General features: G+C 60.8%; 21 protein-coding genes. 10 read left to right on the top strand and 11 right to left on the bottom strand.

Going from position 1 to position 23,377, the window contains the following annotated elements; genetic code table 11:
- Positions 1-687: 687 nt before the first annotated feature.
- The 4 genes from pssA to AC56DI_RS19005 form a co-directional block, all read right to left on the bottom strand.
- Positions 688-1,524, bottom strand: a complete 837-nt coding sequence (pssA, locus tag AC56DI_RS19020; RefSeq protein ID WP_496347521.1) for a CDP-diacylglycerol--serine O-phosphatidyltransferase — start codon at positions 1,522-1,524, stop codon at positions 688-690.
- Between the two features lie 155 nt (positions 1,525-1,679).
- Entirely contained in the window at positions 1,680-2,696 is a 1,017-nt protein-coding gene (ilvC, locus tag AC56DI_RS19015; protein WP_422589509.1) for a ketol-acid reductoisomerase, read from the bottom strand.
- A 45-nt stretch (positions 2,697-2,741) separates the two neighbouring features.
- Positions 2,742-3,233, bottom strand: coding sequence for an acetolactate synthase small subunit (ilvN, locus tag AC56DI_RS19010; RefSeq protein WP_324521859.1), 492 nt, complete (start codon positions 3,231-3,233; stop codon positions 2,742-2,744).
- 3 nt (positions 3,234-3,236) lie between these two features.
- A complete protein-coding gene (locus tag AC56DI_RS19005; RefSeq protein ID WP_496347520.1) occupies positions 3,237-4,961 on the bottom strand; it encodes an acetolactate synthase 3 large subunit in 1,725 nt (574 codons plus the stop codon).
- A gap of 405 nt (positions 4,962-5,366) precedes the next feature.
- Here AC56DI_RS19005 and AC56DI_RS19000 point away from each other — a divergent pair, with 405 nt between their 5' ends.
- Positions 5,367-5,804, top strand: a complete 438-nt coding sequence (locus tag AC56DI_RS19000) for a DUF4124 domain-containing protein (protein ID WP_496347519.1) — start codon at positions 5,367-5,369, stop codon at positions 5,802-5,804.
- Positions 5,805-5,826: 22 nt separating this feature from the next.
- Here AC56DI_RS19000 and AC56DI_RS18995 read toward each other — a convergent pair whose 3' ends face one another.
- The 3 genes from AC56DI_RS18995 to mrcB are packed head-to-tail and all read right to left on the bottom strand — an operon-like array spanning position 5,827 to position 9,228.
- Positions 5,827-6,159, bottom strand: coding sequence for a YqcC family protein (locus AC56DI_RS18995; protein ID WP_496347518.1), 333 nt, complete (start codon positions 6,157-6,159; stop codon positions 5,827-5,829).
- Complete coding sequence (locus AC56DI_RS18990; RefSeq protein WP_496347517.1) at positions 6,159-6,887, bottom strand: tetratricopeptide repeat protein; 729 nt, start codon at positions 6,885-6,887, stop codon at positions 6,159-6,161. Before AC56DI_RS18990 ends, AC56DI_RS18995 begins: the two co-directional genes overlap by 1 nt.
- Before the next feature lie 16 nt (positions 6,888-6,903).
- Complete coding sequence (gene mrcB, locus AC56DI_RS18985) at positions 6,904-9,228, bottom strand: penicillin-binding protein 1B (RefSeq protein ID WP_496347516.1); 2,325 nt, start codon at positions 9,226-9,228, stop codon at positions 6,904-6,906.
- 117 nt (positions 9,229-9,345) lie between these two features.
- On the opposite strand from mrcB, the gene AC56DI_RS18980 reads away from it, so the two are divergent.
- The 9 genes from AC56DI_RS18980 (at position 9,346) to AC56DI_RS18940 (ending at position 18,769) form a co-directional block, all read left to right on the top strand.
- Positions 9,346-10,908, top strand: coding sequence for a bifunctional aminoglycoside phosphotransferase/ATP-binding protein (locus AC56DI_RS18980; protein WP_496347515.1), 1,563 nt, complete (start codon positions 9,346-9,348; stop codon positions 10,906-10,908).
- A gap of 82 nt (positions 10,909-10,990) precedes the next feature.
- Positions 10,991-11,335 (top strand): pentapeptide repeat-containing protein, encoded by a 345-nt coding sequence (locus AC56DI_RS18975; protein ID WP_496347514.1) that lies wholly within the window; start codon positions 10,991-10,993, stop codon positions 11,333-11,335.
- A gap of 137 nt (positions 11,336-11,472) precedes the next feature.
- Positions 11,473-11,745, top strand: coding sequence for a TfoX/Sxy family protein (locus tag AC56DI_RS18970; protein WP_496347513.1), 273 nt, complete (start codon positions 11,473-11,475; stop codon positions 11,743-11,745).
- 105 nt (positions 11,746-11,850) lie between these two features.
- Positions 11,851-12,645 (top strand): Crp/Fnr family transcriptional regulator, encoded by a 795-nt coding sequence (locus AC56DI_RS18965; RefSeq protein ID WP_496347512.1) that lies wholly within the window; start codon positions 11,851-11,853, stop codon positions 12,643-12,645.
- 440 nt (positions 12,646-13,085) lie between these two features.
- Positions 13,086-13,847 carry a Crp/Fnr family transcriptional regulator gene (locus AC56DI_RS18960; RefSeq protein ID WP_496347511.1) on the top strand — a complete coding sequence of 254 codons (762 nt, stop codon included), beginning with the start codon at positions 13,086-13,088 and terminating at the stop codon, positions 13,845-13,847.
- 185 nt (positions 13,848-14,032) lie between these two features.
- The gene (fdhD, locus tag AC56DI_RS18955) at positions 14,033-14,875 is read left to right on the top strand and encodes a formate dehydrogenase accessory sulfurtransferase FdhD (protein ID WP_496347510.1); all 843 of its coding nucleotides are present in this window, start codon (positions 14,033-14,035) and stop codon (positions 14,873-14,875) included.
- Positions 14,872-17,187 (top strand): FdhF/YdeP family oxidoreductase, encoded by a 2,316-nt coding sequence (locus tag AC56DI_RS18950; protein ID WP_496347509.1) that lies wholly within the window; start codon positions 14,872-14,874, stop codon positions 17,185-17,187. Before fdhD ends, AC56DI_RS18950 begins: the two co-directional genes overlap by 4 nt.
- A 235-nt stretch (positions 17,188-17,422) precedes the next feature.
- Positions 17,423-18,370: a DMT family transporter gene (locus AC56DI_RS18945; protein WP_496347508.1), complete on the top strand. Its 948-nt coding sequence runs from the start codon at positions 17,423-17,425 to the stop codon at positions 18,368-18,370.
- A 132-nt stretch (positions 18,371-18,502) separates the two neighbouring features.
- Positions 18,503-18,769, top strand: coding sequence for a YebG family protein (locus tag AC56DI_RS18940; RefSeq protein ID WP_496347507.1), 267 nt, complete (start codon positions 18,503-18,505; stop codon positions 18,767-18,769).
- Between the two features lie 215 nt (positions 18,770-18,984).
- Here the strand turns inward: AC56DI_RS18940 and AC56DI_RS18935 are convergent, their stop codons facing one another.
- The 4 genes from AC56DI_RS18935 to AC56DI_RS18920 form a co-directional block, all read right to left on the bottom strand.
- Positions 18,985-20,091 carry a dihydrolipoamide acetyltransferase family protein gene (locus tag AC56DI_RS18935; RefSeq protein ID WP_496347506.1) on the bottom strand — a complete coding sequence of 369 codons (1,107 nt, stop codon included), beginning with the start codon at positions 20,089-20,091 and terminating at the stop codon, positions 18,985-18,987.
- Between the two features lie 12 nt (positions 20,092-20,103).
- A complete protein-coding gene (locus AC56DI_RS18930) occupies positions 20,104-21,093 on the bottom strand; it encodes an alpha-ketoacid dehydrogenase subunit beta (RefSeq protein ID WP_496347505.1) in 990 nt (329 codons plus the stop codon).
- Positions 21,086-22,183 (bottom strand): pyruvate dehydrogenase (acetyl-transferring) E1 component subunit alpha, encoded by a 1,098-nt coding sequence (pdhA, locus tag AC56DI_RS18925; protein ID WP_496347504.1) that lies wholly within the window; start codon positions 22,181-22,183, stop codon positions 21,086-21,088. Before pdhA ends, AC56DI_RS18930 begins: the two co-directional genes overlap by 8 nt.
- Positions 22,184-22,274: 91 nt before the next feature.
- The gene (locus tag AC56DI_RS18920; protein ID WP_496347503.1) at positions 22,275-23,297 is read right to left on the bottom strand and encodes a Leu/Phe/Val dehydrogenase; all 1,023 of its coding nucleotides are present in this window, start codon (positions 23,295-23,297) and stop codon (positions 22,275-22,277) included.
- Positions 23,298-23,377: the final 80 nt, after the last annotated feature.

The raw sequence follows: 23,377 nt of genomic DNA, 5'->3' as shown, positions 1-23,377 counted from the left end.
TCAGTTGACTAACAGTCTTACCTCACAAGCACCCACACGAATTGCTTGATTCAGTTGTTAAAGAGCGGTTGGCTGATTCTTTCGTCTCAACCGAGGCGCGCATTCTACAGCAGCCTCATTCTCCGTCAAGTGTTTTTTGAAAATTTCTTTTCAACTTCAACCACTTGCGCCTTCGATCTTCTTTTCAGCTTCTCGTCAGCGGGAGGCGAATTCTACAGCGTTTCAAACCGCTGTCAACATCCTTCTCAACCGCTTCCGATCTACTCGATCGAAGCACCAACAAGATCAAAACACCACCCTGTCAGCCCGGCGCATTCTACACAGCTTTCGCTGCTTTGCAACCCCTCTTTTTAAGCTAACCCTTTGTTTTCAAAAGAGTTTTCCGAGAGGTCTGCGCCGGAAGAGTTGCGAATTATAGACACTTAAACTGAGCAGTCAAGGGGTTCTTTCCAAACAGCTGACGATCTCCCTAACAGCGCAAATCAAACCGAGCGCCGTACAGCTACTTATAGAGAGAAAACAACCGCAAACAGCTGCAGCGCACGCAGCTCGCATCGCTCCGCCCGGAACGGGAGCAGCACCACGCACTAAAGAAGGGGTAAAGGAGAAGACTAAAGGCGACGCCTCATGTCATTACACGTTCGCAACCGCCAGAGACTCCTGGCAGCCGCAAAACGTGCAGCACAACTAGATGGAACGAGTACGGCGCAAACGCAGCAAATACTGCAGCGGCCCGGATACAGCGTAGGCAAGGAAGATCAACAACAGGATGCGTGGCGGATCACTAAAGACCACTGCAAACACCAAGACCACCGCCAGGATCGCTACAAAGGGAACGCGCCCCTTCAGGTCCAAATCCTTAAAGCTGTTGTACTTGAAGTTGCTCACCATCAATAGACCCGCAGCAGCAACCAGCAAGGCGTAGAGCATGACCACAACGATGGGCAGATCATCGCCACTGACACCGCTCTTCTCCCCGAACGCCCAGACAGCCCAGACAGTACCCGCCACCACACCCGCCGCGGCCGGACTGGCCAAGCCTATAAAGTAGCGCTTATCCACCTTACCGATCTGGGTGTTGAAGCGCGCCAGGCGCAAAGCCGCACATGCCACATAAATAAAGGCAACGGTAAGGCCAACATTGCCCAACCCCGACAAAGCCCACTCGTAGGCCAGTAAGGCAGGCGCAACGCCAAAGGCCACCATATCCGACAGTGAGTCGTACTCTGCGCCGAACGCACTCTGGGTATTAGTCAGGCGCGCAACACGCCCATCAAGGCTATCGAGCACCATAGCGACGAAGACTGTAATAGCGGCAATCTCGAACTTACCGTTAACCGCACTGATGATCGAGAAGAAGCCTGCAAACAGGTTGGCGGTCGTGAACAGGTTTGGCAGTAGGTAAATACCACGATGACGCACCTTGCGCCCCTCGGCATCATGCCCTTCTTCAACATGCTCATCGATCGGTAACAGGCTTTCGGCAGCGGAGACCGGATCGACTCCCTCGGGACGCTCGTTCATGAACAGCACCTTGCAACGTGTTTGGAAAGAATTCGACAGAGATAGGCGTGACCAGTTCAACTCAAACCACGCCTGCACTCAGGCTTTATACCAGAAGCTCCTGAGCGGAATAAAAAAACGCGGCAATCGCCGCGTTTTTTCACACCTACAAGGGCTTAGTTTTTGCTCTTGTCGACGATTTTGTTTGCCGAGATCCACGGCATCATCGAACGCAGCTTCTCACCAACCACTTCGATACCGTGTGCCGCGTTATTACGGCGGTATGCGGTCATCGATGGGTAGTTGGAAGCACCTTCAAGAATGAACATCTTGGCGTATTCGCCGTCCTGAATACGCTTCAGAGCGTTGCGCATAGCCTGACGCGATTCAGCGTTGATCACTTCTGGGCCGGTCACGTACTCGCCGTACTCAGCGTTGTTGGAGATCGAGTAGTTCATGTTGGCGATACCGCCTTCGAACATGAGGTCAACGATCAACTTCAGCTCATGCAGACACTCGAAGTAAGCCATTTCCGGAGCGTAACCGGCTTCAACCAGGGTATCGAAACCAGCCTTAACCAGCTCAACGCAACCGCCGCAAAGAACAGCCTGCTCACCGAACAAATCGGTTTCGGTTTCGTCTTTGAAGGTCGTTTCGATGATGCCAGTACGGCCGCCACCCACGCCCGAAGCGTAAGACAGGGCAACATTCTTGGCATTGCCAGAGGCGTCTTGGTAGATCGCGATCAGGTCAGGGATGCCGCCGCCTTTAACGAACTCGGAACGCACGGTGTGGCCCGGAGCCTTTGGCGCGATCATGATCACGTCAAGGTCAGCGCGCGGCACAACCTGGTTGTAATGGATCGAGAAACCGTGAGCGAAGGCCAGAGTGGCGCCCTTCTTCAGGTTCGGCTCCAGCTCTTCCTTGTACAGCTTGCCCTGGAACTCATCCGGAGTCAGAACCATAACCAGGTCGGCAGCAGCAACGGCGCTGGCAACGTCGGACACTTTCAGGCCGTGGGCTTCAGCCTTGGCAACCGAGGAAGAGCCACTGCGCAAACCAACAGTAACGTCCACACCGGAATCTTTCAGGTTGCAGGCGTGGGCGTGGCCCTGGGAACCGTAACCGATGATGGCAACTTTCTTGCCCTTGATGATCGACAGGTCACAGTCTTTATCGTAGAAAACTTTCATGAATTTCCCCTATTTACCTGGCCTCTAAGGCCGTTCGCTAAAGGTTTAGATGCTCAGCACTTTGTCGCCACGGGCAATCCCGGTGACGCCACTGCGTACGGTTTCCAGGATCGCGGCAGTGCCGATCGCCTGAATGAAGCTGTCCAGCTTGTCGCTCGTGCCAGCCAGCTGAATGGTGTAAACGCTGCTGGTGACATCAACAATCTGGCCGCGGAAGATGTCCGTGGTGCGCTTGATCTCTGCGCGCTGCGCGCCTGTCGCCTTGACCTTAACCAGCATCAGTTCGCGCTCGATGTGCGCGCTTTCGGACAGATCGACCAGCTTGACCACTTCGATCAGCTTGTTGAGGTTCTTGGTGATCTGCTCGATCACCTCATCATGGCCCACGGTGGTCAGCGTCAGACGCGACAGGGTCGGGTCTTCGGTTGGCGCCACAGTCAGGCTTTCGATGTTGTAGTTACGCTGCGAAAACAGGCCAACCACGCGAGACAGTGCACCCGGCTCGTTTTCCAGCAACAAAGAGATTATGTGTCGCATGATTCAGGTCCGCTCCGTCTTGCTAAGCCACATGTCACGCATGGCACCGTCTTTGATCTGCATCGGATAGACGTGCTCACTGGTATCGACCTGAATGTCGAGGAATACCAGGCGATCTTTCATGGCAAAGGCTTTTTCCATCATCGGCTTCAGGTCTTTCAGATCGGTAATACGCATACCGACGTGACCGTAGGCTTCAGCCAGTTTGACGAAGTCCGGCAAAGACTCCATGTAGGAGTGCGAGTGACGGCCGCTGTACATCATGTCCTGCCACTGGCGCACCATACCGAGCACACCGTTGTTCAGGTTGATGATTTTCACCGGCAAGCCGTACTGCATGCAGGTCGACAACTCCTGAATGTTCATCTGGATGCTGCCTTCCCCGGTAACACAGGCAACCTGCTCCTCCGGGAAATTCATCTTGACGCCCATCGCTGCTGGGAAGCCAAAACCCATGGTGCCCAGGCCGCCGGAGTTGATCCAACGGTTCGGCTTGTTAAAGCGATAATACTGAGCAGCAAACATCTGGTGCTGACCCACATCGGAGGTGATGAAGGCATCGCCGTTGGTTACTTCACTCAGGGTCTCAATCACTTTCTGCGGTTTGATCGTGCTGCCGTCACCCTCGTTGTAAGGGAACATGCGATCACTGCCACGCCACTCGTCGACCTGCTTCCACCAGGCGGCAACCGCCTCAGGGTTCGGCGTTTCACCGATTTCTTTGACGATCGCCACCATCTCGGTCAACACGCTATCAACCGGCCCAACAATCGGGATATCGGCTTTCACGGTTTTAGAGATCGAGGCCGGGTCGATATCGATATGAATGATCTTCGCATTCGGGCAGAACTTGGACGCGCCGTTAATAACGCGGTCATCGAAGCGTGCGCCGACCGCAAGGATCACGTCCGCATGGTGCATGGCCAGGTTGGCGGTGTAGCTACCGTGCATCCCCAGCATGCCGAGGAACTGGCGATCGGTGCCCGGAAAGCCACCCAGACCCATCAAGGTATTGGTCACTGGCACATTGAGCAGCTTGGCCAACTCGGTCAGGGGCGCAGCAGCGCCGCCCATGATGACGCCGCCACCGGAGTAGATGATTGGCCGTTTAGCGGCCAGCAGCATCTCGGCCGCTTTGCGGATTTGGCCGGAATGACCGCGCACAGCCGGGCTGTAGGAGCGCAGCTTGGCCTTTTTCGGGTAGACGTATTCGAACTTCTGGGTCGGATCAGTCATATCCTTAGGGATATCGACCACAACCGGACCAGGACGACCTGACTGAGCCAGGTAGAAGGCTTTCTTCAGAACTTCTGGAATCTCGGCAGGATGCTTGATCATGAAGCTGTGCTTCACGATCGGCCGGGAGATACCGATCATGTCGGTTTCCTGGAAGGCATCAGTGCCGACCATGGTGCTCGGCACCTGACCGGACAGCACGACCATCGGAATCGAGTCCATATACGCGGTGGCAATGCCGGTGATGGCGTTGGTCGCACCTGGACCCGACGTCACCAGAACCACGCCAGCCTTGCCGGTAGCACGGGCATAACCGTCAGCCATATGAGTGGCGGCCTGCTCGTGACGCACGAGGATGTGCTCCACCTCGGGCTCTTTGAACAGGGCGTCATACACATGCAGAAGAGCACCACCTGGGTACCCGTAAATATACTTAACGCCTTCGTCACGCAAAAAGCGGACGACCATTTCTGCGCCTGATAACAGCTCCACGTTGATCACCTCTAAAACGCCAGAAAACTGCCCATCGTGGGACAGCCTGAAAATAGGTTTACTGCCAAGCAGAGCATGAGCGACGGTGGTCGCCGACTACGTCAGCTACTGACTGAGCAAGTATTGGGAACGCCCCAAAGTGTTGCGGGGTTCTTCCCACCCAGCGCGAGGTAACGCGTTGCGGGTGTAACAAGTCGGCGCGGGTGTGCGCCTCATGATCTGCCCGATATCCCGATTTAGTCAGGACTACCAAGCGAACTATGAATTGTTCGGAATAGAGCACGGCAAGTCAAGTCATGATCCGCTGTTTATTGCAGTTGTGGCGCTGTGACGCGGCGCAGGATGACGATTGGCAGGATTTGGTTATAGTACTGCCAGGTTCCGCAGCGAAAAGAAGGAAGCAGCATGCGACGCATGATCATAACGAGCAGCCTGTTGCTCGCCCTGAGCACCAGCGTGATGGCTGGGCAGTTCTATAAATGGGTCGACGCTCAAGGGGTTACCCACTTTGGCGCACAACCGCCAGAGGGCCAGGAAGCCGCACGGGTAAACACCAACATCATCCAGCCCAAAGCGCCCGAGGCCAAGCCACCCGCTGCCAACTTCGAGAGCAGCGGTGAGGCCGAGCAGAAAGCCATTGATGCCAAGGTCAAGCAGGATGTCGCCGCCCAAGAGGCCGAGCGCAAGAAGTACTGCGAGGCCATGCGCACCAACCTGGCCCAACTGCAGAACAATCCGCGCCTGCGCATGGATGTTAAGGGTGAGATGCGTCGACTGGGCGAAGACGAACGCCAAGCAAAAATCGCCGAAAGCGAAAAAGCCATCAAGGAAAACTGCAACTAAGTCGACGGCTTGCGGCGTGCCTTTAGCTGGCTACGCCGCTGATCAATTGATCAAATTCGCCGAGTACGGTCAGCAATGATCCGGCTTGCGCCAGACGCCCCTGAAAAGCCATCTCCGCCATCGGCCGGATACCGGATACCGCGGGCAAAGCACCACCCTGCTCGATGATGGCCTTCATGCGCGCCAAGAACACCCACTGCAGCCAGTGCTCGAAAGCCAGCGTATCGACGCAAAACGGCTCAACACTGGCCAGCGCTTCGGCACTGGGCGCACTGTCCGCCCACCAGCCTAGAACCCGCAGTTCGCGCTCGATCAGCAGCAATTGATCCGCCAGCAACGCATAACGAGGATCCATCAGCGCCCACCCTGGGCCTGCTGACGGGCTTCAGCAGCACCGGCTGGATCACCCTGACGCTCCCGTGCCTGGGCGATCAACCCCCACAGCCCCGTTTGCAGGGACGGACGACCACTGGCATAAGTCAGACCACGACGCGCCAACTGCTCGGCTTGCGCCGCATCGCCCTGGGCCAGGCGCACTTCAGCCAGACGGTAAAGCACCTGCGGCTCACGAGGAGCGATCCGCTGCGCGCGCTCCAGACTGGATGACGCGCCATTCAAATCACCACCGCCCTGCTGTTGCTGTGCCGTGGTCAGCAGCGCCAACACCGGCCCATCCAACTGCTCATCCGCCGCCAAAGCACCGCCAGGGATGCCGCTTGGCGCCATCGGCGCAACCGACGGATAGCCTGGCGCGGTCATTGGGGCAGATACAGGTGCCCCCATGGCCGCGCCAGACATCGGCTGACTGCTGACACTGCCAACAATCGGCCCGGAACTGGCCGGAAAACTCTGGATGGGCGCACTGCTGGCCGCACCACCCGGTACCATAACGACGACCCCAGAATCCTGAGGAATCGCTTGCGGCTGCCGGACAACCGCCGCATTGCTGCCGCGACTGGCCACGCGCTCATCATCGGACACCGGCGCTCCCGCATCGACCACCGGAATGGCGCCACGTTGCACCGAGGCACAACCACTCATCAGCGCCGTCACTGCCAGAGCAGAAACCAACCATTTGCTCACGTCGAACCTCACTTGATTAATTCAACCAGCCGCGGACCCAGTCCATCACCTCGGCCGCCGGCGCAGGCACACCACAGGTGCTGCCGGGCGCCGGCTCACTGCCGCGAATATACGGCATCTGCCGCGCCTGCGGACAACTGGCGTCGGAGCCCTCACCGGTACGCGGGTCGATCCAGGCCATGACCACGTTATCCGGCAGCGGCATGTCCAGCGGCAACGGATCGGCCTTGCGCATAAACCCAGTCCACACCTGCAAGGCACCGGTAGCGCCGGTCAGCGGCGTCTTGCCGTTGTCATCTCGCCCCAACCACACCACCGTCAACAAATCCTGACTAAAGCCGGCAAACCAACTGTCGCGCGAGTCGTTACTGGTACCCGTCTTGCCCGCCAGATTGAGCGAAGCCGGCAACTGGCTGTAGACCGAGCGCCCAGTGCCTTCACGCATCACCCGCTGCATCGCGTTTTGCACCAGATAAATAGCGCCCGGATCAAAGCGTTGCTGGATCTGGAAGGGGTAACGCTTGAGCGGCTCGCCTTCGGCCGTCAACACACTGCGAATGCCGCGCAGCGGCGTATTGAAGCCGCCATTGGCGAGCGTCTGATACATGCCCGCCACTTCCAGCGGCGTCAGCGACCCCGCCCCCAGCAGCATCGACGGATATGCCGGAAACTCACGGGACACGCCAAGGCGCTCCAGGGTTTTCAGTACCGTCGGCACACCCAATGCCAGGCCGAGTTTGGCCGTGGACAAGTTGTAAGAGTTGGCCAAGGCTTGATAAAGGAAGACATTGCCGTGGGCTTGACGGTCATAGTTCTGCGGCTTCCAGACCTGCCCATCCTGGCCTTTGACCGAAAATGCCGTGTCGCTCAACCAACTGGTCAGGGTGTACTGGCTTGGCCGCTCCAGCGCCGCCAGATAGACCGCGGGTTTGATCAGCGAACCAATCGGTCGCACCGCATCCAGAGCCCGATTGAAGCCGGCAAAGCGCGGCTGGCGACTGCCGATCAAGGCCTGCACCTCACCGCTTTCCGGACTGGTCACCAGCATCGCCGCTTCGACCTCATCAATGCCCTTGCCGCGCCCGGCGGAAAGACGCTTGAGTGTCTCACTAAGCGCCGCTTCGGCCTTCATCTGCAGGATGGGGTCGAAGCTGGTGAAAATTCGCAGCCCTTCCTCGGTCAAATCTTCCTCGCGGTAATCCTCACGCAACTGGCGTTTAACCAAATCGAGAAAGCCCGGGAACGAGCTATCGGCCAGGCTGCCGCGCTTGGTGACGCCCAGCGGCTTGAGCTTGGCCGCAGCGACTTGATCAGCAGGAACCACGCCCTGCTCGGCCAGCACGTCTAGCACCAGGTTGCGCCGCTCCAGCGCCCGTTCAGGGAAGCGCCGCGGGTTGTAGTAGGACGGCCCCTTGACCATACCAACCATCAGCGCCACCTGGTGCAGCTTCAACTCAGCCAAGGGCTGGCTGAACAGGTACTGACTGGCCAGACCAAAGCCATGCACCGCGCGCTGGCCGTCCTGACCGAGAAATACCTCGTTCAGGTAGGCCTCAAGAATTTCGTTCTTGTCGTAATGCAGCTCCAGCAACAACGCCATCATGGCTTCGGTAGCTTTGCGGGTCAGGCTGCGTTCATTGGTCAGATAGAAGTTTTTGACCAACTGCTGGGTTAGGGTGCTGCCGCCCTGGCGCAATTGCCCGGCGGTGGCATTGATCCAGAAGGCCCGAGCAATCGACTTGAGCGATACACCGTAGTGATTGAAGAACTCCCGATCCTCAATCGCCACCAGGGTTTCCACCAAATACGGCGGCACCTGATCAAGCTTGAGCAAAATGCGGTCTTCATGGTGAGCCGGGTACAAACCGCCGACCAGCAAGGGCTCAAGGCGCGCCACTGCCAGGTTGCCGCCCGCACCCTGGCTCAGCCCGGCCACATAAGCGCCGGAGAAACGCACGTTAATCCGCCGTGCTGGCTCCGTACCTTCGTAGAACTGAAAACCGCGGGTGTGCAATTGCACATCATTGCCAGCCACCGCGGCCGCTCCGGGACCGGAGGCGGCGCTCTCACGGCGATAGCCGAGGGCATCCAGCTCGGTGAGAAAGTCCGTCTTGGTCAGTTTTTGCCCGACGAACAGCTCCAGTGGCCGCGCGTAGACCTTGGCCGGCACCGTCCAGCGCTTACCGGAAAACTTCTCCTGCACCACGGCATCAAGGTAAATGGCGAAGCCCGCCAGCACCACCAAACCCACCAAACCGAGTTTAACAACCCAGCCCAGCAGCGGATGTGGCGCATTGGCGCGGCGTTTATTGCGAGAACGAGGCGATCGGGAACGAGTCATGGCGCGGGATTATACGCACTTTGCCCCGCCTCAACAGGCGCGTCACCGCGGTTTGCACAGCTGCCGACAGAGGCCATAATGGCGCCTTCCAGAATGACTTAATCGCAAGGATTGACCGTGAGCCAAGCATTGATCGCCGCCCTGCAGAACCCGGCCCTGTACCCGCACCCTGTAGACAGCTTCGAAGTCATCGAGACCCACATTTCCTGGGTTTTGCTCACGGGCCCCTTTGCCTACAAGATCAAAAAGCCGGTCAACTTCGGCTTTCTCGACTTCTCCGACCTGGCTGCCCGCGGCCACTTCTGTGCAGAAGAGTTGCGCCTGAACCAGCGCCTAACCGATGACCTGTACCTTCAAGTCCTGCCAATCACCGGCAGTAGCGATGCGCCTCAGTTCAATGGCAGTGGTCCGGTACTGGAATACGCCCTGCAAATGCGCCAGTTCCCCCAGAGCCAGTTGCTGAATGCCGTGCAGGCCCGTGGCGAGCTGAGCGGCGCCCATATCGACGCCCTGGCCGCGCAAATTGCCAGCTTCCACCAGCACACACCACGGGTCGCCTCCGATCACCCGCTGTGCAACGCCAGCGCCATCGTCGCGCCGATGCGGCAGAACTTCGAACAGATCCGTCCGATGCTCAGCGACAAGGCCGACCTGCTGCAAGTCGATGCCTTGGAAGCCTGGACGGAAAGCAGCTTTGCCCGTCTGCAGCCCCTGCTTGAGCAACGCGCCGCCAACGGCTCGATTCGCGAATGCCATGGCGACATTCATTTAGGCAACGCCACCCTGCTGAACGGTGACGTCGTGCTGTTCGACTGCATCGAGTTCAACGAGCCTTTCCGCCTGATCGACATCGCCTCGGACGCCGCCTTCCTGGCCATGGACCTGGAGGATCGCGATCTCAAGCCGCTGTCCCGGCGCTTTATCAATGCCTGGCTGGAACACACCGGCGACTACGCCGCCCTCGACCTGCTGAACTTCTACAAAGCCTACCGCGCCCTGGTGCGCGCCAAAGTCAGCCTGTTTCGCCTGGGTCAGGAGCAAGACGCTGCGCAGCGCCAGGAAATTCTTGCGCAGTACCGCCGCTACGCCAACCTGGCGGAAAGCTACAGCGCCATTCCTTCCAGCTTCCTGGCCATCACCCACGGCGTTTCGGCTGTCGGCAAAAGCCACGTAGCCCTGCGCCTGGTCGAAGCCTTGGGCGCGGTCCGCTTGCGCTCCGATATCGAACGCAAGCGCCTGCTCGGCGAACAGGATGTCGGCCAGCAGGCCCAACTGCACACCGGGATTTACAGCCCGCAGGCCAGTGCCAACGTTTACCAACACCTGCACCAGCTTGCCAGCGCCGCCTTGCATGCCGGTTTCCCGGTGGTCGTCGATGCCACTTACCTCAAGCGCGAACAGCGCGACGGCGCTGCACAAGTCGCCGAAGCCTGCGGTGTGCCATTCTTGATTCTCGACTGCCAAGCCCCGGACAGTGTGATTAGCCAATGGCTGGCCCAACGCCAGGCAGCCGGCCAGGACCCGTCCGACGCCACCGAGGCCGTCATCCAGGCGCAGCAAGCCGCGCGCGAAGCCTTGAGCGACGCCGAGCTGCTGCAAAGCAAGCGCGTCGACACCCACGATACGGCCAGCCTCGACAGCCTGATCGAGCGCATCCGTCACTATCTGCCTGGTCTGTAAGCGTGCACAGTCTTGACACTCACGGGCATGCCTCGTGAGTTTCTCTATACTGAGGGAGAATCCCCGAGAGGAAGAAAACACCATGAGCCAGCCGCGCCAGCTTGATAACCCGCTGTATCGCCTCATCCGTAGTGAAGACATCAAAGGCTTCAACGCGCAAAAGGCCAAAGAAGGCCTGATCGACCTGTGCAACGGTGACTTTCGCGGTTTAGACCTACGCAACCTGGACGTCAGTCGAGTCCTGTTTACCGACGCCTATTTCCGCGGTGCGGACCTGCGCGGTCTGGACTTGCGCGAAACCTGCATGCGCGGTGCCAGCCTGGCTCACGCGCAGATCTCCGGGGCCTACTTTCCGGAAGAGTTGAGCGCTGACGAGATCCTCATGTCGATGAACTTCGGCACCCGTTTGCGCTACCGCACCAAGTAACCGACGACTCTAATAAATAGGCACAAGGTCAACACCCAAGGACAACCCGTTGCAGTCGCGAATTCTCCACTGAACGCTACACTTGGGCGCAGCACCCCGTTGAGCATGCAGATACTTTTTCATTGCACGGAGGCTGGATGAACGACGAACTGCAACACTTGAAAAACCTCGGCAAAACTTCGGCCCAGTGGCTCCATGCATCAGGCATTCACAATGCCAACGACCTGCGCCGATTGGGTGCGGTGGACGCCTACCGAGCTGTTAAGGCGCGCGGGTTTCGCGCTTCCAAGGTGCTTTTGTATGCCATCGAAGGCGCGCTTTTGGATGTCAACTGGAACCAGTTACCACCCGCCCACAAAGCCGAGTTGAACGGCCAACTGGAAGCAATGGCCACGCACAACAAGAGCTAGCTCACAACCTCTGTCCGCAGTGATTGTCGAAATGTGCGCCGCGACCTATTGTTTCAGGAACGCTCGTGCATTTAGTTAGCCCAGCCAGTTCAAGGAATTTCTCGCATGTACCTACTCGGGGAGCAACCGGCCTACGCCGACCAGCTGATCAACCGACTGCAAAGCATCCCGACCCAGCTTCTCGAAGGCCTTGAACCTGAAGGCGCCACCGTTACCTTCGAGCGTGTCGATGATTTGACCCAACTGCTACCGGGCAATCAGCTCTTCGTAATCGAAAATGGTTTGCTGCATGCGGTGATTGACGGCCGCCCGTTGTTCTATCTGCAGGAAGGCGATCTGGTCGGCTTGCGCCAGGGTATTGAGCTGCCCAGCTGCCGTTACACCAGCGAAGAACCTTTGAGCCTGATTCCCTATTCGCGCTCGGCGGTGTTTCAGCACATCTACGGCAACGAGCAGCGCCAGGAACTGTTTATTCAGTACCTGATCGGCCATACCGCCTTGCTGTCTGACGCACTGGCTCGTTTGAAACAACCGGAAATCCGCCCCGCTACTGGCTTCCAGCATTTTGCCGCCGGCGAAGAACTGATCCATCAGGGCGATGAAGCCGAGCACGTCTTCGTGATTATCGAAGGCCACGCCGAAGCCTATGTCGACGGCCACAAGGTTGGCGACGTGCAGAAAGATGAAATCTTCGGTGCCATGGCCGTGTTCACCCGCGAGAAACGCAGCGCTACCGTTCTAGCCAGCGAACCTTGCACTGTCATGGTCATCCCCAAGGAACAGTTCCTCAGCCTGATGCAGAGCAACCCGCGCATTGCCCATAGCCTGATCGAGAGCATGGCAAGGCGCATCGACCTGCTGAACAAGGAAGTCACCCAGCTGCGCCTACCCGAAGCCTAAAGCGCTGACAACAACAGGAGCCCGGCATCGGCCGGGTTTTTTGTTTGTGCCAAACACAAGAAAAACACCGTTGACTTACGAATGATAATTGTTATTATTAACTCAGTTGATCGCGAGGTCAGCCGGTAAGCTGAAGGCTCAGGTCAGATTCTTCAGGTTATCTCCTCATCAGGCTAAACACGGTTTTTGACCCGGCTCACACCCGGGTCTTTTTTTGTCCGCGGTTTTCCTCGGCGCCGAAAAGCTTAGGTAGAACCGGGCTTTCCGCCCATGATCTGTCCGTAACCGTACCTTCCTGCTCATTCTCGATATGGGCAACCTACCCTCCAAGCACGTCGAACGCTGTCTGTTGGCTACCGTACAGAACCCGCGAGGGTCAGCACGTAGGGTTACAGGTTTGCGCGCGCAATCTCCTAGCCCCCCATTTCAAGAGCAGCGAAATGACCGCCAAGCCCGAACCCCAGCAGAATCACCTTCTGGCCGCCTTGTCGCCCGAGGTGCAAAGCCGTTTGTTCCCACACCTGGAGTTGGTGCCGCTGCCGTTGCGCGCAGTCTTGTATGAATCCCGACGCCCCATGCGGCACGTGTACTTCCCAACCGACTCCATCGTTTCGCTGCAGTATGTGATGGAAAACGGCGCATCGACCGCGATTTCCGTGGTCGGCAACGAAGGTTTGCTGGGCATCACCCTGTTTCTGGGAGGCGAGTGCACACCCAGCCGGTCGTTGGTGCAGAGCGCCGGTTACGCCTACCGACTGCCGAGGAAAAGGGTCAAGGATGAGTTCAACCGCCACGGCCAATTGCTCTTGCTGATGCTGTCCTACACCCAGGCCCTGATCACGCAGGTCTCGCAGACCGCCGTGTGCAACCGCCACCATTCGATTGATCAGCAGCTGTGCCGCTGGTTGCTGCTGTCCATGGACCGCCTGTCCAACAACCACTTGACCATGACACAGGAGTTCATCAGCAACATGCTTGGCGTGCGTCGCGAAAGCGTCACCCAGGCAGCCTCAACTCTGCAGAAACTGGGGGTAATCTCCTATTCGCGCGGACTTATCAAGGTGCTGGACCGACCGCAGCTTGAGACCCTGAGTTGTGAGTGCTATGCCGTGGTCAAAAAGGAAACGGATCTGCTGCTGGACTACATGCCGCAGCGCCAAGTGATCACTAATACCGACGCTATTCCCACTGCAACGCTTTGAGCCTCTGTGCTGAAATACTCGGAGCAATCCTGACTGCGATGCCAACGAGTACAGGCTAACAGCGGTGCAGCGCCGACACGGCCTCCGCCCGACCTTGGCCGACGCTTGCGCTATCGACATCGCGATTAGACGCCGCCGCTCCGCTGCCTTAGGCTGGCATCCAGTCCATCCTGGAAGGCCTGCTCATGTCGGTTAACGCTCCTCAGCCATCAGCCCCCGCCGGATCGGTCACGCCCGAGGCCAACCTTTACCAGTACCTTGAACTCACCGCCACGCTCGCGCAGGCGCAAACCGCGCTGGCCAGCGAATGCGCCCTGGCGCTGAGTTTCAATGGCCTCAACCACGCGGTGATGATGGTTTCACCCAACGACCTGGAGGACTTTGTCCTCGGTTTCAGCCTGAGCTGTGGCGCGGTCGAAGCCATCGACGAGATTTATGACCTGCACCTGAGTGGGGCCGGCGAGGCCCTGCAGGCCGACATCCAGATCAGCAGCCGGGCGTTCTGGAACCTCAAGCAGCAGCGCCGTCAGTTGGCCGGCGCCAGCGGCTGCGGCCTGTGTGGCGTGGCCGCGCTGGAGCAAGCCTTGCCCCAATTACCGCACCTGAGCGCGCAGCCGCTGCCAGCGGCCGAGCACCTGCATGGGCTGCGCGCGCGCATCGAGGCCGCCCAGTATCAAGCGCGCAGCAGCGGCGCGTTGCATGCCGCGTTGTTTGTCGATGCGCGCGGCGGCCTGGCGCTGTGCCGCGAAGATATCGGCCGCCACAACGCCCTGGACAAGCTGATCGGCGCACTCAAGCGGGACAAGCTCGACTGTGCCAGCGGCTTTGCCGTGGTCACCAGCCGTTGCAGCCTGGAGCTTTTGCACAAGGCGGTACGGGCCGGACTGACCACCCTGGTCAGCCTTTCCGCCCCGACCGCCCTGACCGTCGACTGGGCGCGGCGCCATGGGCTCAACCTTATTCATCTACCGCACCACAGCGCGCCACGGGTCTACAGCCCGGCGCCCGCCGAGGCCTGCCAGCCATGAGCAACAAGCCCCGCTACCAACCCTATACCGGCGCCGCCGCCGGCTGGGGTGCCCTGCGCAGCGTCACCCAGCACTGGCTGGCCAGCAAGCAGCCGTTCAAGAACCTGCGCGCCCTGCTCAAGACCAACCAGAATGGCGGCTTCGACTGCCCCGGTTGCGCCTGGGGCGAGTCGCCCGACAGCGGCGTGGTCAAGTTCTGCGAAAACGGCGCCAAGGCGGTCAATTGGGAGGCGACCAAGCGTGGCGTCGGCGCGGCGTTCTTTGCCCGCCACAGCGTGGCCCAGCTGCGCGAACAAACTGATTACTGGCTGGAACAGCAGGGCCGCCTGACCGAGCCCATGACCTATGACGCGGCCACCGACCGCTATCTGCCGATCAGCTGGGACGCCGCCTTCGCCCTGATTGGCGAGGTGCTACGCAGCCTGGACAGCCCCGACCAGGCCGAGTTCTACACCTCCGGCCGGGCCAGCAACGAGGCCGCATTTCTTTATCAGTTGTTTGTGCGCAGCTACGGCACCAACAACTTTCCCGATTGTTCCAACCTGTGCCACGAAGCCAGCGGCGTGGCCCTCGGCAAGAGCATCGGGGTGGGCAAGGGCACGGTGACCTTCGCCGATTTCGCCCACGCCGATGCCATCTTCGTGTTTGGCCAAAACCCCGGCACCAACCATCCGCGCATGCTTGAACCGCTGCGCGAAGCGGTCGAACGCGGCGCCCGCGTGGTCTGCTTCAACCCCCTGAAAGAACGGGGCCTGGAACGTTTTCAGCACCCGCAGCACGCTCTGGAAATGCTCGCCAATGGCGACCACCCGACCAGCAGCGCCTACTTTCGCCCCAACCTGGGCGGCGACATGGCCGCAGTGCGCGGCATGGCCAAATGCCTGCTGGCCTGGGAGCGCGCGCAACCGGGCAGCGTGTTTGACCATACCTTCATTGCCCAGCACACCCAGGGCCTGGCGGACTGGGTGCAGGTGGTCGAGCACACCGAGTGGGCCGCCATCGAACAACAGTCCGGCCTGAACCGCGGCGAGATCGAGCATGCGGCGCAGCTCTACGCCCAGGCCGAGCGCGTTATCGCCTGCTGGGCCATGGGCATCACCCAGCATCGGCATTCGGTGGCGACCATCCAGGAAATCGCCAACCTCATGCTCCTGCGCGGCAACGTCGGCAAGGCCGGTGCCGGCCTGTGCCCGGTGCGTGGCCACAGCAATGTCCAGGGCGACCGCACCATGGGCATCAACGAACACCCGCCGGCCGCGTTTCTCGATGCCCTGGAGCAGCATTTTCAGTTCAAGGTGCCCCGTGCACCGGGCCACAACGCAGTGCAAGCCATCAATGCCATGCTCGCTGGCCGCAGCAAGGTGTTTATCGGCCTGGGCGGCAACTTCGCCCAGGCCACGCCGGACAGCCCGCAGAGCCACGCGGCCTTGCAGCAATGCGCACTGACCGTGCAGATCAGTACCAAGCTCAACCGCAGCCACCTGATGCACGGTCGCCAGGCGCTGATCCTGCCGTGCCTGGGGCGCACGGACATCGACCTGCAAGCAAGCGGCCCGCAGGCGGTCACCGTGGAAGACACCTTCAGCATGGTGCATGGGTCCTGGGGCCAACTGGCACCCTTGTCCACGTCGATGCGCTCGGAGCCGGCGATTATCGCCGGCATCGCCAACGCCACCCTAGGGCCCAAACCCGTGGCCTGGCTGACGCTGGTGGAGGATTACGGGCGGATACGCAAACTGATTGCCGCGACCATTCCGGGTTTTGCCGATTTCAACGTCAAAATGGCCCAGCCCGGCGGCTTCTACCTCGGCAATGCCGCGGCGACACGGCGCTGGAATACCCCCTCGGGCGCGGCGCAATTTGCCGCCCATGCGCTGCCGGAAGCATTGCTGGCCGAGCAGGTGCGCAGCCAGGAAGACCCGCCGCACCTGATCCTGCAGACCCTGCGCGCCCATGATCAGTACAACACTTCGATTTATGGCCTGGATGATCGCTATCGCGGCGTACACGGCATGCGCAAGGTAGTGTTCGTCAACCCGCACGACATCAGCCGCCTGGGCTTTACCCCTGGCCAACAGGTCGATCTGCTGTCGCTGTGGGACGACGGCATCGAGCGCAAGGTGTGCGGCTTTACCCTGCTCGCCTATGACACCCCAGCGGGCCAGGCGGCGGCCTATTACCCGGAAACCAACCCGCTGGTGCCGCTGGGCAGTGTTGGCGAGGGCAGTTACACGCCCACCTCAAAATTTATCGCCATCCGCCTGCTGGCCAGCGCCGCTTCAAACAAGGTGGCTGCGCTGAATCTCGGCTAGGGCCTGCCATCGCCTGAATGGACAACCGTATTAGCCCTCACCCACCAGACAGGCGAGCAGCGCCACGGGTCAAATTGCGCGCCTCGGCAATGGCCACGAACAGGCGCAGATCGATCAGGTCATACTGCATAGCATTGGTTATTCCCGAACGGTGTGTTGCCAAAAAGCCAATTTTAGAGCGGTTCATGCTCCAGCATCATTCGTTTCAAGACAACTCATCAGGATGTAATCCGCCATGCCCTGGAACCACTGGTCCACCGAGCGCCTGGGTATCGCACTGGCGGTGCTGGCCGCGCTGGGCTTTTCCTTCAAGGCGATCTTCGTCAAGTTGGCCTACGCCGCCGCAGCCGTGGATGCCGTCACCCTGCTGACCCTGCGCATGACCTTTGCCTTGCCCATCGCCCTGTGGGCCAGTCTGTGGCTGTGCCGCGCCGCGCCCCCGCTCAGCCGCAACGACAGGGGCTTGCTGCTGGCCCTGGGCGTGCTGGGTTATTACGGCGCCAGCATCCTCGACTTCATTGGCCTGCAGTACATCTCGGCGGCACTCGAGCGCTTGATTCTATTTATCTACCCGACCCTGACCGTGTTGATCGGCGTGCTGTTTATGGGTAAGGCTCTGGAGAAACGCCAGGTGGCGGCGCTGGCTCTGTCCTACGCCGGTATCGGCCTGGCGTTTGCCCACGACCTGCAGGTGACGGACGACATGCACGCGGTGCTGCTCGGCGGAGCCTTTATCTTCGGCTCGGCGCTGTCCTACGCCCTGTATAGCGCCGGGGCCGAAGTCGCCATTCGGCGCCTGGGCACCCTGCGCTTTGCCGCCCTGGCCATCATCGTCTCCACCTTCGCCACCCAGCTGCACTTCGTCCTCACACAGCCGTTTGCCGCGCTAGCGCAACCCCTTGAGGTCTATGCCTATGCCGCCGCGATGGCGCTGTTCTCGACGGTGTTGCCGGTGTTCTGGCAGTCGGCCGCCGTGCAGCGCATCGGTGCAGCACGCACCGTGCTGATTGGCACACTGGGGCCGATGCTGACGATCTTCTTCGCCTGGCTGCTGCTGACCGAACCGGTTTCCATCGCCCAACTGCTGGGTGCAGGCTTGGTCCTGGCGGGCGTGTTGCTGGTCTCGCGACGTCAGCGCCCAAGGTTGCGCGAGCAGCCAATCGCCAAGGAACCTGCGGGTTAAAACGGTCCGACCAAACAAACCCAGAAAATAACTGCCCTGCGGCGCTTTCCAAGCGCACGCAAAGGCCTTTAGACTGTACGCATAAACAGTGGTCTAGCGACCACATTCGCATATGGGCATGTGAGGTGCTGAATGGCCGTCGAAGTGGTATACCGCAGCAGCCGAGATCTGGAGCGTTTGTTCATGGATAAAGCCGAAGCTGATCGTCATGACAAGATGCTGGAACTGGCCGAGTTGCTCACCGAGGTGCTGCACAAAGCCGTGCCATCGCTGAATGAGCAACAGGGCGAGGAAGTGGGAATCTACATGGCCAGACACCGCGAGGTCTTTGCCCGCGCCTTCAAGAGCCAGGCCGACGCCCTCAATGAGCTGATCAGCCCCGCCGAAGCCGCCAGCTAAATACTCGGTTCAAGCCCCCCCCCCCAAAGCCCCGGCTGCGCATGCAGGCGGGGCTTTTTTCATGGTGATGTTCACCTGATGCGTTGAAGACAGGACTGGGCTTTTGTAGGAGCGGATTTGTCCGCGATGCCGTTTGCCTTGAAAGCATCGCGGCTGAAGCCGCTCCTACAGTGCTGCACGGCGCGCCGCAGCACACAGGGACAAAACCCTTTCGATCAGCCCTCCGGCTGCTCCAAAGCCTGCACCAGCGCCAGCATAAAGCGCGCGGCCTCTCCGCCGGTGGCGACGCGGTGGTCGAAGGTCAGGGACAGCGGCAGTATCGGGTGAATCACCGCCTGCCCCTGCCAGGCCACCACCTCGTCGCGAATGCCGCCGGAGCCGATAATCGCCACTTGCGGCGGCATGACGATGGGGTTGGCATAACGGCCAAACAACGTACCGAAGTTCGACAGGGTAATGGTCGCTCCCATCATTTCCTGGGGCGGGATAGAGCGCGCTTTCACATCCGCTCGCAGCCGCGCCATACCCTCCTTGAGCTGTTCGGTGCTGCGCTCGCCAACATTGCGCAGCACGGGCACGAACAGCCCGTCCGGGGTGTCCACGGCTATGCCCAGGTCCAGATGGCTGTGCAGTTTGAGCGACTGGCTCTTGCTGTCGAACCAGGCATTCAGCAGCGGCTCGGCCTTACAGGCAACGGCGATGGCTTTGCCCAGGCGCAGCAGCGGATCGCGGGCGCTGCCCCAGCGGTGCAGATCGACATCGCCATACAGGGTCACCGGCACCACTTCGGCATGGGAGCGGGCCATATTGATCGCCATGCTGCGGCGCACACCGCGCAGCTTCTCGCCGCCGAACTTGTCTTCGGCCTGGCGGGCGGCGGCCTCGATATCGGCGGCGGTCAGTTGCCCCGCCGCACCTGAGCCGTGCAGGCCCGCCAGTTCAACCCCCAGTTGCCGCGCCATCTGCCGCACTGCCGGCGTCGCCCGCGGGCCCAGATGGGCACGGGTAGACGGCGCCGCACCGATGCAGAACTGGTCTTCCTGGCTGTCGTTGCCACTTTCCAGACGCCCGACCACCGTGCCAGTTTCTTCACCTTCGTAGGCCAACAAAGGCTCGCCGACATGCAGCAGGCTGCCGTCCGTACCAAAGGTTTGCGCCACCACGCCATCATAGGGCGCAGGGATATCGACGATGGCTTTGGCGGTCTCTACAGAGACCAGCAGTTGGTCAGCCTTGACCGTGTCGCCGGCCTTGACGTGCCACTCGACAATCTCGGCTTCCTGCAGGCCTTCGCCCAGGTCGGGCAATTTGAAGTACTTCATCGCAAGCCCTCCTCAGGCGTAGTTCAGGGTGCTGTCGCAGGCCGCCAGGATGTCCTCGACGGCCGGGATATACAGCTGCTCCAGGCGGTACAGCGGCGGCGGAATATCCGGGGCGGTCACCCGCAAGATCGGCGCCTGCAAATCGAGCAAGGCGCGCTCATAGAGGCTGGCGGCAATCTCCGCACCGACACCGCAGGAGCGCGGTGCCTCATGGATGATCACCGCCCGGCCGGTTTTGCGCACCGAGGCTTCCAGGGTGTCGAGGTCGAGCGGTTTGAGGCAGGCCACATCGATCACCTCCACCGACACCCCGCGTTGCTCAAGCTGGGCGGCGGCCTGCAGAGTTTCATGCACACTGCCGCCCCAGCTAATCAGGGTGATGTCCTGGCCTTCACGCAGGGTGAAGCAGCTGTCCAGCGGCAAGCGCCGGCCATCATCGACCACCACTTGTGGGTTCATCCGGTACAAACGCGTGGGTTCGAGAAAGATCACCGGGTCCGGGTCATCAATCGCCGCCAGCAGCAGGCCGTAGGCACGGGCCGGTGATGAGGGCACCAGCACCCGCAGCCCAGGAATATGGGCAAACAGCGCTTCGGTGCTTTCACTGTGATGCTCCGGCGCGCGGATGCCGGCGCCCATCGGGCTGCGCACCACCAGCGGACAACTGAGGCGCCCACGGGTGCGGTTGCGCAGGCGGCTGGCGTGGGACACCAGGTGTTCCATGGCGGCATAGATAAAGCCGAGGAACTGGATTTCCATTACCGGCTTCAGGCCTTGAGCCGCCATGCCCACCGAGACGCCGGCGATCATTGCCTCGGCCAGTGGCGTATCCAGAACACGCTTGAAACCAAAGCGCTCGCGCAGGCCCTGGGTGGCGCGGAATACCCCGCCGTTGACGCCGATGTCCTCGCCGAGCATGACCACGTTGTCGTCCTCGACCATGGCCCGGTGCAGGGCCAGGTTGACCGCTTCCAGCAGGGTGATTTTTTTCTGCTCAGTCATGCTGGCGGCCTCCGTTCAACTGGCGGGCGGCACGGGCCTGCAACAGCTCGCGCTGATCGGCCAAGGCGGCGGGCCACTGGGCGTAGACATAGTCCATGGCCGACTCGGCCGGCTGCTGGCCGATCGCTTCATAGGCCAGCACCGCAGCCTGCAACTGCGCCTGGCAGTCGGCAATCAGGGCTTGTTCGCGCGTTTCGTCCCACTGCCCCTGGGCCACCAGATAGGCCTGCAGGCGTTTGATTGGTTCTTCCTGCCAGGCCTGTTTGACCTCTTCGGCAGGCCGGTAACGGGTGGCATCGTCGGCAGTGGTGTGATCGCCCAGGCGATAACTCAGGCACTCCAGCAACACCGGGCCCTTGCCATGCCGGGCACGCTCCAGGGCCAGGGCAAAGCGCTCATAGACCGCCACGACATCGTTGCCATCGACTTGCTCGCCAGCAAAACCGGCACCGATGGCCTTCTGCGCCAGGGTCGGCGCGCCACACTGGATACGCCGAGGCACGGAGATGGCCCACTGGTTGTTGTTGACCACAAACACCACCGGCAACTGCCAGGCGCCAGCGACATTCAGGGCTTCGAGAAAATCTCCCTTGCTGGTGGCGCCATCGCCGCAGGTGGTGACGGCCACCCGATGCTGGCCGCGGATCTTGAACGCGCTGGCAACACCACAGGCATGCAGGGCCTGGGTGGCAATCGGCACGCACAAGGGGAAGTCTTCGGCGGCGGCCGGATCGGCATAGGCGCTGCCGCGTTCATCGCCGCCCCAGTACAGGAGAATTTCCTCCATGCGCACGCCGCGCAGCAGTTGCAGGCCGGTGTCGCGGTAATAGGGCACCAGCACATCCTCGGGCTGCATCAGGCTGCCGAGGGCGACGCCGATGGCCTCCTGACCCAGGCACGGCGCGTAGGTGCCAATGCGCCCGGTGCGCTGCAAGGCCACGGTCTTGAGGTCAAACAGGCGGGTCAGTTGCATCTGGCGGTAGAGCTGGGTGAGCAGAGCAAAGTCGCCGGCCCAGGCGGGCAATGGCTGGATGGGTTGACCGGCAGGATCAAGGTAACGGGTGTACGGCAGGTCGATCTTATTGGGCATTGCGGCGTTCCTCATCACGCTGGATAAGCGCGCAGGTGTTACCCCGCCGCTTGTGGCGGCGGGACTGGGCCCACTTGATGGCGGTAACCATTTAGCGGGGGTAAAGCAAAGCCTCGGCCTGCTGGGCGGCCACTCGCGCCGGCGAGCGATTTTGCGCCTGGGCCTGTGCGTAGATAGCGGTCAGGCGCTGACCGATGCGCGAGAGATGGGCGGTAATCGCCGGCAACTCGGCGCCTTGGTGCTGCAAGGCGACGTAGATCAGGCCGCCGGAATTGATCACGTAATCGGGCGCATAAAGAATGCCGCGAGCCTCCAATAACTCGGCCACCTCGGGGCTGGCCAGTTGATTGTTGGCCGCACCGGCCACCACCGCACAATGCAGATGGGCGACGGTAGCCTGATCGAGCACGCCCCCCAGACCACAGGGGACGAAAATGTCGCAGGGCGTGGCGGCCAACTCCTCATGGCGGACCGCTTGCGCGCCCAACTGCTCAACCGCCAGCACTACCCGGCCGGGGTCCAGGTCGCTGACCAGCAGCTCGGCACCGGCCGCCGCCAATTGCTCGGCCAGGGCATAACCCACTTGCCCGAGGCCCTGCACGGCGATGCGCAAGCCCTGCAAGTCATCGCTGCCCAAGCGCGCCATAGCGCTGGCGCGAATGCCGGCAAACACGCCCATGGCGGTGTGCGGCGAAGGGTCGCCGGCCGTGCGGGTACTGGTGACGTGCTGGGTGTACTGGGCGATGCAGTCCATGTCCTCGGACTTGGTGCCGCTGTCCACCGCCGTGATATAGCGACCATTGAGGGTTTCGATAAAACGCCCAAAGGCTTCGAACAAGGCGCCGCGATTGGGCACATGGGCCGGGCGCAGGATCACCGCCTTGCCACCGCCAAAGGGCAAGCCGGCCAGCGCCGCCTTGTAACTCATGCTCTGGGCCAGGCGCGCAGCATCGGCCACGGCACTGTGGGTATCGCTGTAGGTGAGGTAACGGCAGCCACCCAAGGCCGGACCGAGCCGGGTTGAATGCATGGCAATGATGGCCTGCAGACCCGTGGCCGGGTCCTGGGTGACGTGCAGCGACTCGAGACGGGTTGCCTCCATGATGCCGAACATAATGCAGCCCCCTGCGGTAGTTACAGGGAGTATAGGCGGCGCCCCGTCACCCGCGAGGCGCCATGACCGAAGGGTCAGCT

The organism is Pseudomonas sp. BGA-UO-ETr-WB11 (genome assembly GCF_059567785.1).
The sequence above is the reverse complement of the archived record's forward strand: the minus strand, read 5'-3'. Positions and strand labels throughout refer to the sequence as shown.

Excerpts from the sequence above, each read along its gene's own strand:
- AC56DI_RS18995 (WP_496347518.1), bottom strand. The coding sequence starts at position 6,159 with ATGGATCCTCGTTATGCGTTGCTGGCGGATCAATTGCTGCTGATCGAG.
- AC56DI_RS18930 (WP_496347505.1), bottom strand. The coding sequence starts at position 21,093 with ATGACTGAGCAGAAAAAAATCACCCTGCTGGAAGCGGTCAACCTGGCC.
- ilvN (WP_324521859.1), bottom strand. The coding sequence starts at position 3,233 with ATGCGACACATAATCTCTTTGTTGCTGGAAAACGAGCCGGGTGCACTG.
- AC56DI_RS19000 (WP_496347519.1), top strand. The coding sequence starts at position 5,367 with ATGCGACGCATGATCATAACGAGCAGCCTGTTGCTCGCCCTGAGCACC.
- AC56DI_RS18935 (WP_496347506.1), bottom strand. The coding sequence starts at position 20,091 with ATGAAGTACTTCAAATTGCCCGACCTGGGCGAAGGCCTGCAGGAAGCC.
- AC56DI_RS18970 (WP_496347513.1), top strand. The coding sequence starts at position 11,473 with ATGAACGACGAACTGCAACACTTGAAAAACCTCGGCAAAACTTCGGCC.
- AC56DI_RS18950 (WP_496347509.1), top strand. The coding sequence starts at position 14,872 with ATGAGCAACAAGCCCCGCTACCAACCCTATACCGGCGCCGCCGCCGGC.
- ilvC (WP_422589509.1), bottom strand. The coding sequence starts at position 2,696 with ATGAAAGTTTTCTACGATAAAGACTGTGACCTGTCGATCATCAAGGGC.
- pdhA (WP_496347504.1), bottom strand. The coding sequence starts at position 22,183 with ATGCCCAATAAGATCGACCTGCCGTACACCCGTTACCTTGATCCTGCC.
- pssA (WP_496347521.1), bottom strand. The coding sequence starts at position 1,524 with ATGAACGAGCGTCCCGAGGGAGTCGATCCGGTCTCCGCTGCCGAAAGC.
- AC56DI_RS18920 (WP_496347503.1), bottom strand. The coding sequence starts at position 23,297 with ATGTTCGGCATCATGGAGGCAACCCGTCTCGAGTCGCTGCACGTCACC.
- AC56DI_RS18965 (WP_496347512.1), top strand. The coding sequence starts at position 11,851 with ATGTACCTACTCGGGGAGCAACCGGCCTACGCCGACCAGCTGATCAAC.
- AC56DI_RS18975 (WP_496347514.1), top strand. The coding sequence starts at position 10,991 with ATGAGCCAGCCGCGCCAGCTTGATAACCCGCTGTATCGCCTCATCCGT.
- AC56DI_RS18940 (WP_496347507.1), top strand. The coding sequence starts at position 18,503 with ATGGCCGTCGAAGTGGTATACCGCAGCAGCCGAGATCTGGAGCGTTTG.
- mrcB (WP_496347516.1), bottom strand. The coding sequence starts at position 9,228 with ATGACTCGTTCCCGATCGCCTCGTTCTCGCAATAAACGCCGCGCCAAT.
- AC56DI_RS18960 (WP_496347511.1), top strand. The coding sequence starts at position 13,086 with ATGACCGCCAAGCCCGAACCCCAGCAGAATCACCTTCTGGCCGCCTTG.
- AC56DI_RS18945 (WP_496347508.1), top strand. The coding sequence starts at position 17,423 with ATGCCCTGGAACCACTGGTCCACCGAGCGCCTGGGTATCGCACTGGCG.
- fdhD (WP_496347510.1), top strand. The coding sequence starts at position 14,033 with ATGTCGGTTAACGCTCCTCAGCCATCAGCCCCCGCCGGATCGGTCACG.